General features: G+C 70.7%; 4 protein-coding genes. 3 read left to right on the top strand and 1 reads right to left on the bottom strand.

Annotated features, from left to right (window positions below; all coding sequences use genetic code 11):
- The coding region (locus tag AC2VNT_RS00040; RefSeq protein WP_486944918.1) for an acyclic terpene utilization AtuA family protein at window positions 1–1,325 on the bottom strand (1,325 nt) is incomplete at its 3' end.
- Window positions 1,326–1,492: 167 nt separating this feature from the next.
- Between AC2VNT_RS00040 and rpmF the strand changes: the two genes are divergently transcribed.
- The 3 genes from rpmF to AC2VNT_RS00055 all read left to right on the top strand — a co-directional run.
- Window positions 1,493–1,666 carry a 50S ribosomal protein L32 gene (gene rpmF / locus AC2VNT_RS00045; protein WP_486944919.1) on the top strand — a complete coding sequence of 58 codons (174 nt, stop codon included), beginning with the start codon at window positions 1,493–1,495 and terminating at the stop codon, window positions 1,664–1,666.
- A gap of 69 nt (window positions 1,667–1,735) precedes the next feature.
- Window positions 1,736–2,422 carry a response regulator transcription factor gene (locus AC2VNT_RS00050; RefSeq protein WP_486944920.1) on the top strand — a complete coding sequence of 229 codons (687 nt, stop codon included), beginning with the start codon at window positions 1,736–1,738 and terminating at the stop codon, window positions 2,420–2,422.
- Between the two features lie 17 nt (window positions 2,423–2,439).
- On the top strand, window positions 2,440–3,893 hold a 1,454-nt coding region (locus tag AC2VNT_RS00055), incomplete at its 3' end, for a HAMP domain-containing sensor histidine kinase (protein WP_486944921.1).

Below are 3,893 nucleotides of genomic sequence, written 5' to 3' on the forward strand. Positions count from 1 at the left end.
GGGTGCACCGCGGTGTGCGCCACCTGGCCGGCGTCGACGTAGCCGGGGGTGTACACGCCGTAGATCTGGCCGTCGCCCGGCGGCGCGGTGGGGGCGAAGCCCGGGTAGCTGGCCAGCGCGAGTTCGACTGCGGCCGCGGAGAATTTCCGACCGACCTGGGCCGGATCGGGGTCGCGGACCACGCAGTGCAGCAGCGCGCTGGCGGCCTCCTCGGTGTCGGCGTCCGGGCGGTCGGTGCGGGCCAGCGTCCAGCGCAGCTCGGCCGGTTTGACGGTGAGGCTGGACTCCAGCTGGCGCCGCAGCAGTGCGGCCTTGGCTTCGATGTCCAAGCCGGTCAGGATGAACGTCATCGCGTTGCGGAAGCCGCCGATGCCGTTCAGCGAGACCTTGAGCGTCGGCGGCGGCGGCTCGCCGGTCACCCCGGAGATCCGCACCCGGTCGGGACCGGCCGCATCGTCGCCGGCCAGCTGCACGCTGTCCAGCCGGGCGGTGACGTCGGGGTTGGCGTACCGGGCGCCGGTCACCTCGTAGAGCAGCTGTGCGGTCACCGTGTCGATGCTGACCAGCCCGCCGGTGCCGGGGTGCTTGGTGATCACCGACGAGCCGTCGGGGTGGATCTCGGCCAGCGGGAAGCCGGCGTTCAGCAGACTCCCGGGGCCGGGGATCGCCGGCAGCTCGGTGAAGAACGCGTAGTTGCCGCCGGTGGCCTGCACGCCGCACTCGATGACGTGGCCGGCGACCACCGCGCCGGCCAGCCGGTCGTAGTCGGTGGGTGCCCAGCCGAAGTGCGCGGCGGCCGGGCCGACGATCACCGAAGCGTCGGTGACCCGGCCGGTGACCACCACGTCGGCGCCGGCGTTGAGGCAGTCGACGATTCCCCAGGCGCCCAGGTAGGCGTTGGCGGTCAGCGGCGTGACGTCGCCCGATGTGGCCGGCCCGCCGGCCGCCAGGCCGAGCGGCTGCACCCGGGACAGCAGGTCGTCACCCTCGACGTGGGCCACCTTCGCCGGGATGCCGAGCCGGTCGGCGAGCTCGCGCACCGCGTCGGCCAGGCCGGCCGGGTTGAGTCCGCCGGCGTTGGCGACGATCCGCACCCTGCGGTCGTGGGCCAGCCCCAGGCACTGCTCGAGCTGGGTCAGGAAGGTCCGTGCGTAGCCGCGCTCCGGGTGCTTGGCCCGGTCGCGGCCCAGGATCAGCATGGTCAGCTCGGCCAGGTAGTCCCCGGTGAGGTAGTCGAGCTCCCCGCCGGCCAGCATCTCGTGCATCGCCGACAGCCGGTCGCCGTAGAAGCCCGAGCAGTTCCCGATCCGGACCGGGGCCGTCATGTACCACCTCTTCAACCAACTGGTCGGTCAGCCTTGGATCGCCCGAGACTACCATTTTGGAGCGGGTGCTGGTCACCGGCTATCCTCGCTGGAGTCGCGCCGTTGGTTCTGGCCCCGGCAGCACCTCCGACCCGGTAACCACCCCCTAGCAAGGAAGAAGTCCCACCATGGCCGTGCCGAAGCGCAGGATGTCGCGTGCGAACACCCGTCACCGCCGCGCGCAGTGGAAAGCCGAAAGCGCGGGGCTGGTCAACGTCTCCGTCGCCGGAAAGCAGCACAAAGTGCCCCGTCGGCTACTCAAAGCCGCGCGTCTGGGCCTGATTGATCTCGATCGTCGCTGACATACCGGTATAACCAATACAGGGCCGCCACTCGGCAGTTCGCGAGACGATTGGATGACACCGATGCCGCTGCGGATTCTGGTTGTTGACGACGATCGTGCGGTGCGGGAGTCGCTGCGTCGGTCGCTGTCGTTCAACGGTTACTCGGTCTCGCTGGCCACCGACGGTGTCGAGGCGATGGACGCGATCAGCAACGACCGACCGGACGCGATGATCCTGGACGTGATGATGCCGCGGTTGGACGGCCTGGAGGTCTGTCGCCAGCTGCGCAGCACCGGCGACGACCTGCCGGTCCTGGTGCTGACCGCCCGCGACTCGGTCTCCGAGCGGGTGGCCGGACTCGACGCCGGTGCCGACGACTACCTGCCCAAACCGTTCGCGCTGGAAGAGCTGCTGGCGCGGATGCGGGCGCTGCTTCGCCGCACCACCGCCGAGGAGGTCGCCGATTCGGCGCCGATGAGCTTCGAGGACCTGACCCTGGACCCGGTGACCCGCGAGGTCACCCGGGGTGAACGGCGGATCAGCCTGACCCGCACCGAATTCGCCCTGCTGGAGATGCTGATCGCCAATCCGCGCCGGGTGCTCACCCGCAGCCGCATTCTCGAGGAGGTGTGGGGCTTCGACTTCCCCACCTCGGGCAATGCGCTGGAGGTCTACATCGGGTACCTGCGCCGCAAGACCGAGGCCGAGGGTGAGCCGCGGCTGATCTACACCGTGCGGGGGGTGGGATACGTCCTGCGCGAGACACCCCCCTGATGGGGGCCGGTCGCCTGATGCGGCTGTTTCCCCGGCGACTCAGCACCCCGCGGCGTGGGGACCGATCGCTGTCGCTGGAATCGCGGGTGATGCTGCTGGCGATATCGATGGTTGCGCTGGTGGTGTTCCTGGTGGCGTTCGCTGTCTACCGGGTGGTGGGCTCGGCGCTCTACACCGACATCGACAACCAGCTGCAGAGCCGGGTGGAGATGCTGATCGCCAGCGGCTCGCTGGCCGTCGATCCGCGCAAGGCGATCGAGGGCACCGCGTACTCCGATGTCAACGCCATGCTGGTGGACCCGGATCGGCGGTCGATCTACACCGCCAACCAGCCGGGTCAGCGGGTGCCGATCGACTCACCCGAGCGGCGGGTCATCCGCGGCGAGTTGTTCAAATCCCAGCGCACCGTCTCCCGCCAGCGGGTGCTGGCGGTGCGGCTGCCCGACGGCCACAGCACGCTGGTCGTCTCCAAGAGCCTGGCCCCCACCGACGCGGTGATGGTGAAGCTGCGCCGGGTGCTGTTGATCGTCGACGCGATCGGCATGGCGGTGGCCGCGGCCGCGGGCTGGATGGTCACCCGGGCCGGGTTGCGGCCGGTGGGCCGGCTGACCAAAGCGGCCGAGCGGGTGGCGCGCACCGATGATCTGCGGCCGATCACGGTGCACGGCAGCGACGAGTTGGCCCGGCTCACCGAGGCGTTCAACGCGATGTTGCGCGCGCTGGCCGAGTCGCGCGAGCGGCAGGCTCGGCTGGTCACCGACGCCGGCCACGAGCTGAAGACGCCGCTCACCTCGCTGCGGACGAACACCGAGCTGTTGATGGCCGCGATGGCCCCCGGTGCGCCACCGCTGCCGGAGCAGGAGATGGCGGAGCTGCGGGCCGACGTCACCGGCCAGATCGAGGAGCTGACGACCCTGGTCGGTGATCTGGTGGACCTCACCCGCGACGACCGGCGCGAGGCGGTGTTCGAGCAGGTGGACATGGCCGAGATCATCGACCGCACGATGGAGCGGGTCCGGCGGCGGCGCAACGACGTCACCTTCGACGTGAACGTGATCCCGTGGCAGGTGTACGGGGACGCCGCCGGGCTGTCCCGAGCGGTGCTGAACCTGCTGGACAACGCGGCCAAGTGGAGTCCGTCCGGCGGGCGGGTCGAGCTGCGGATGACCCGGGTCGACCCGGCCCACGTCGACCTGGTCGTCTCCGACCACGGTCCCGGAATCCCACCGCAGGAGCGAGACCTGGTGTTCGAGCGGTTCTTCCGGTCGGACTCGGCGCGGGCCATGCCGGGGTCGGGGTTGGGGCTGGCGATCGTCAAACAGGTCGTGCTCAAGCACGGCGGCGCGATCGGCATCGAGGAGACGGTGCCCGGCGGAGACCCCCCGGGGACGTCGTTTCACATGCTGCTGCCCGGCGGAGCGGGCGGCGGTGCGCCGGCGGCCGGGCAGACCGCCGTCGGCGCTGCCGCGAC

Source organism: Mycobacterium sp. TH-M15, from assembly GCF_057473705.1.